The organism is Kitasatospora nipponensis (assembly GCF_039528135.1).
Classification (GTDB): domain Bacteria; phylum Actinomycetota; class Actinomycetes; order Streptomycetales; family Streptomycetaceae; genus Kitasatospora; species Kitasatospora nipponensis.
Map to the genome: position 1 here is coordinate 4,987 of NZ_BAAALF010000241.1, position 5,008 is coordinate 9,994.

Annotated in this window: 5 protein-coding genes; 2 read left to right on the forward strand and 3 right to left on the reverse strand. The window is 76.3% G+C overall.

Annotated features, from left to right (window positions below):
• Positions 1–178: 178 nt before the first annotated feature.
• Positions 179–826 carry an alpha-ketoglutarate-dependent dioxygenase AlkB gene (locus tag ABD323_RS36550; RefSeq protein WP_344446407.1) on the reverse strand — a complete coding sequence of 216 codons (648 nt, stop codon included), beginning with the start codon at positions 824–826 and terminating at the stop codon, positions 179–181.
• A 118-nt stretch (positions 827–944) separates the two neighbouring features.
• On the opposite strand from ABD323_RS36550, the gene ABD323_RS36555 reads away from it, so the two are divergent.
• The gene (locus tag ABD323_RS36555; RefSeq protein ID WP_425556290.1) at positions 945–2,681 is read left to right on the forward strand and encodes an FAD-dependent monooxygenase; all 1,737 of its coding nucleotides are present in this window, start codon (positions 945–947) and stop codon (positions 2,679–2,681) included.
• Positions 2,682–2,705: 24 nt separating this feature from the next.
• Here the strand turns inward: ABD323_RS36555 and ABD323_RS36560 are convergent, their stop codons facing one another.
• Entirely contained in the window at positions 2,706–3,692 is a 987-nt protein-coding gene (locus ABD323_RS36560; RefSeq protein ID WP_344446408.1) for a serine hydrolase, read from the reverse strand.
• A 155-nt stretch (positions 3,693–3,847) separates the two neighbouring features.
• On the opposite strand from ABD323_RS36560, the gene ABD323_RS36565 reads away from it, so the two are divergent.
• Entirely contained in the window at positions 3,848–4,669 is an 822-nt protein-coding gene (locus ABD323_RS36565) for a DUF2470 domain-containing protein (protein ID WP_344446409.1), read from the forward strand.
• A gap of 71 nt (positions 4,670–4,740) precedes the next feature.
• Here ABD323_RS36565 and ABD323_RS36570 read toward each other — a convergent pair whose 3' ends face one another.
• Complete coding sequence (locus ABD323_RS36570) at positions 4,741–4,962, reverse strand: hypothetical protein (protein ID WP_344446410.1); 222 nt, start codon at positions 4,960–4,962, stop codon at positions 4,741–4,743.
• Positions 4,963–5,008 lie beyond the last annotated feature (46 nt).

Here is a 5,008-nt window from a genome sequence, read left to right on the forward strand (position 1 = left end):
GCGGCGGGTGGCGCCGGCCGCCACCGGGCCGGTGGCGTCACCACGGACGGCCCGGCCGGCGGGCGTACAGCCGGCCAGCAGCACCAGCGCGGCGAGCAGGAGCGCCGGCAGCACCGCCGACCGGGCACTGTGCGAAGGGGGCGTCACGGCAGCAGAGCCTAGAGCTCCGGCGCCGTGGTCACGAGACCCCGCGGCAGCGGAACTGGACGCTGATCCGCGGCCCGGTGGGGCGGGCGGTCTTGGGGACGGCGTGCTCCCAGGTGCGTTGGCAGGAGCCGCCCATCACCAGCAGGTCGCCGTGCCCCAGCGACTGCCGCACGGTGGCCGCGCCGCCCGCGCCCCCACCGGGCGCGGGGCGCGGGCGCAGCAGGAGGCTGCGCGGTTCGCCGACCGAGACGATGGCCACCATGGTGTCCCCGGTGCCGCCGCGCCCGTTGCGGTCGCCGTGCCAGGCGACGCTGTCGCGCCCGTCGCGGTAGTAGCAGAGGCCGGCGGTCGTGAACGGCTCGCCCAGCTCCGCCGCGTAGTGCCCGCTGAGGGCCGAACGGGCCTGCTCCAGCACGGGGTGCGGCAGTTCGGCGCCGCGCGGGTAGTGCGCCAGCAGCCGCGGCACGTCGACCACCCGTTCGTACATCGGCCGCTGTTCGGCCCGCCAGGGGACGGCGGTGAGCAGGTGGTCGAAGAGGGCGTCGGCCCCCGTCAGCCAGCCCGGGAGCAGGTCGATCCAGGCCCCCTCGCCCAGCACCGTGCGGCGGATCGCGGTGAGCGGGCGCAGGCCGATCTCCTCGGTGCTCCCGAAGAGCGTGCTCTGCAGGTGAGTGGACATGGCGCCAGCGTACTCCCGAATCGAACGGATGTGCGAGGGGCGGTGCCGGGTCGCGGCCCGGCCGCTCGGCGGGTGAGCATGGACGGGGGATCCGGAGACCTCACGCCGGGAGACGCCCATGGTGCACGTCGAGCCGTCCATGACCGCCGCAGCCGCGCCGACGGCCGCCGCCGCTGCCGAGTCCACCGACGTCCTGGTGGTGGGCGCCGGCCCGGTCGGGCTGACGGCGGCCGCCGAGCTGCGCCGCCAGGGCGTGGACTGCCGCCTGATCGACCGCCTGCCGGCCAGGCTGCCCTTCGCGAAGGCCGTCGGCATCCAGCCGCGCACCCTGGAGGTCTGGGACCGGATGGGCCTGGTGCGCGCCGCGCTGGACGCCGCCGTGCCGATGCGCGGACAGCTGACCTACGTCAACGGTCAGGCGCAGGAGCCGATCGAGCTCGCGCTGCCGCCCGAGGTGCCCTACGGGTTCGCCGCGCTGCCGCAGTACGAGACCGAGCGGATCCTCGAGGAGTTCCTGGGCCGCTTCGGGACCGGGATCGAGCGCGGCAGCGAACTGCTCTCGTTCCGCCAGGACGCCGGGGGCGTGACCAGCCGCGTGGTGACCGCCACCGGGGCCGAGCGGGAGATCCGCTCACGCTTCCTGGTGGGCTGCGACGGCGCGCACAGCGTGGTGCGCAAGGGGCTGGGGCTGGGCTTCGAAGGGGGCGCCTTCCCCGAGGAGTACATGCTGGCCGATGTGCGGGTCGACTGGGACCTGCCGGCCGGCTACGGCGTGCGCGCGATGCACCGCGGCGCCGACGGAGCCGTCGACGACCTGCTGGTGGCGATCCCGCTGCCCGGCCCGGGCCGGTACCGGGTCTCGATGCTGGTGCCGCCCGAACTCTCCCTCGCCCGAAGGGCCGAGGCCGCCGGTTCCGATGCCGGTTCCGGCGCAGGCACTGGCAGTCCGGGGGGCGACGGGGTCGCGCACGGCCTGGAGGGCGGGCGGACCCCGACCCTCGCGCACGTCCAGCCGGTCCTCGACCGGCTCTCGCCGCAGCCGACCACCGCCTCGGACCTGCGCTGGTCCTCGGTCTTCCGGATCAGCCACCGGCTGGTGGAGCGCTACGGCGAGGGCCGGGCCTTCGTCGCCGGGGACGCCGCGCACATCCACCCGCCCACCGGCGCGCAGGGCATGAACACCGGCATCCAGGACGCCTACAACCTGGCCTGGAAGCTCGCGCTGGCCGTCGAGGGCGCGGCGCACCCGCGCCTGCTGGCGAGTTACGACGCCGAGCGCCACCCGGTCGGCGTGGAGGTGGTCGGGCGCACCGTCCGGCACGCCGCCGAGGGGGTGCAGGGCGACCCGACGCCGCCGGAGGAACTCCTGCTGCGCGAGGCGCAGTTGCTGGTCGGTTACCCGGACAGTCCGATCGTGCGCCCGGCCGCGCCGGGCCCGTCGGCCGACGGTGCGGCGCGCCCGGGCCCGGGTGAGCGGGCCCCGGACTGCGGTGGTCTGCTCGGGGCGATCGCCGCCTACCCGCTGCGCCTGTACGACCTGCTGCGCGACCGCGGACACCTGCTGCTGCTCTACGGGGACTCGCCGGACGCCGTCTGGATCGACGAACTCGCGGCCGTGGCAGCCAAGTTCTCCGGCGACCGGATGGCGGCCCTGGTCGTGCTCGCGGAGCACGCGCCGGCCGGCGCACCGCGGTTGCCGTCCTACCGCGACGCCCGCGGCGAGTTCGCCCGCGGCTACCGGGTGGCTCAGCCGACGGCGTTCGTGCTGCGCCCGGACGGCTACCTGGGCGCCCGGCTCCGCCCGCCGGACGCCGGGCAGTTGACCGCCCACCTCGCCCAGCTCTTCCACAGCTGACGGCCCCCGCCGCCGCCCAGCCCGTCAGTCGACGGCGCCGGCGACCGGGCCCGCGCCCGGCCCTGCGCCCGGCCCCGCGCCCGGTTCCGTTTCCGGCCCCGCGCCCGTTCCCGGCTCCCCGCGCAGCACGGCGACCGCGTGGGCCGCCGCGGCGCCGATCGCGCAGTTGACGGCCACCTCGTCCGCGCCGGGCCGCGAGCGGGTGAAGACGGCGGCGGCGTAGCGGCGGCCGTCGGGATAGCCGATCACGCCGATCTCGTTGCGGACCACGCCGGCCAGCCCCCCGCTCTTGACCGCGACCCGCACCGGCGGCCGGAACCCGGTGGCGATCCGGTGCCGGGTCAACTGCCGGGCCAGCACGGCGGGGACCCGCGCGCAGGCGGCGGCCGGCCCGGCCCGGTCCGTCCAGATCAGCCGCAGCAGGGTGGCCATGTCGCGCGGGGTGGTCCGGGTGCCGCGCGCCGGGTCCAGCGCGCGGCTGGCCAGCAGGCGCTCGTCCGCCCGCGCCATGGCCTGCGGCGAGGCCCCGGCGGACCAGGCGATCATGGACTGCCAGTCGGCGTGGCCCACGTCGCGGCCGATCGAGTCCAGCATGGTGCGCAGGTCGGAGTCGAGCACCGTGCCGGTCAGCCCGAGCCGCGCCGCGGAGGAGTTCACCGCGCCCACCCCGATGCGGGCCAGCAGCGCGTCGGTGGCGGGGTTGTCGCTGATGGTGAGCATCAACACCACCAGGTCCCGCAGCGAGAGTTCGGCGTCGTCCTCGAAGAGCGAGATCCCGACCGGTCCGGGGGTCCGCTCGGCGGCGCCCAGGGTGATCCGCTCGCGCGGGTCCAACCGGCCGTCGGCGAAACGGGTTTCCGCCTCCAGGGCGATCTGCACCTTGGACACCGAGGCCGGGACCACCGGTTGGTCGGCGTGCAGGGCGAACTCGCCGTCGTCGTCGATCGATTGCACGCAGAGTGCGCCCTGGCAGCCGGCCCGCTCGAACAGCTCCGTGATCTCGCGCGTCATACCACCGATTCTGCCGGCCGCCGGGCGGCCGGGGCCGTGGGGGCGGGGAGCGCGATGCCGGCCGTGCCGCCCGCATCGTCTCGGCGGGGCCCCTCGACCCGGCGCGCTCATCATGGATAAGGTAAGGCTTACCTAACTCGCTTGGAGGATGTGCTGTGACCCCCACGGACGGCAGGAAACTCGTGCCCACCGACGCCGAGCGGCTGCTCGGCGTCCTCGCCGCCGCGTCCTCGCTGACCGTGACGGCCCGGGAGGGCCGCTACGACCTGCTCGGCACCGACCTGCTCTGCGTGCGGCCGACCGGCGTCGCATGGCTGCGGGTACCGGCAGACGGGCCGCTCGCCGACGCCGGCGCACCCGGCGCCGACCCGCAGGGCCGCCCGGTCCTGGTGGAGTGGACGGACGTCGCCCCGGCCGCCGTCCGGGACCGGGTGCGCGCCCGGGTGCGGATCGCCGGCCGGATCGGCCGGCCCGGGACCGACCGCGCGGGCGGCCACGGTGGCAATGGTGGCAGCGGGGACGGCACCGTGCGCCTGCTGTTCGAGGTGAGCCGCCTGTCGCTGGCGGTGCGCCGCGCCCCGCTGCCGGGCGAGGGCCCGGTCGCGTCCGGGGCCGACCTCCTGGTCGACGTCCCGGTGAGCCTGGACGAACTCGCCCGCGCCCACCCCGACCCGCTGGCCCGCTTCGAGGGCGCCCTGCTGACCCACCTGGCCGACGACCACCAGGACCACCTGGCCGCCCTCACCCGGCTGCTCGACCCGTACCTGCTGGCCGGCGTGGTCCGGGTCTCGCCGCTCGCCCTCGACCGGTACGGCCTGACGCTGCGGCTGGAACAGGCGCGGACCCACCAGGACGTCAGGCTGACGTTCGACCAGCCGGCGGCCGGCGTGGACGACGTCGGCCACCGCATCCACGCGCTGCTCGCCACCGCCCAGCCGCGCCACCGCCGGCAGTGGGTCCGCGACCGTACCGGCTGAGGCCCGTACCGGCCGCACCACCCACCTCGCCCGGTGTCGCGCCCGGTGTCGCCCCCGGCGCCGATCGTCCGTCAGGAGGCCAGGTACTTGCCGGTCTCCCGGTCGCGCTGGATGGAGCCCGCCTTGCGCAGCTGCTCCAGGTCCCGGCGGACCGTGCGAGGGTCGGGGAAGACCCGGTAGGTCTCCCGGGCGCGCTGCCAGTCCCACTCCCCGCCGCCCTGCCGCATGGCCTGCAGGAGCTGCTCGCGGCGTTCGATCGCCGAGGTGGGTGCGTCGTTGATGTCGTCGGTCATGCCGGTATTCTCTCGCGTCCGCAGGTCAGCGGGCGACAGGGGTCGG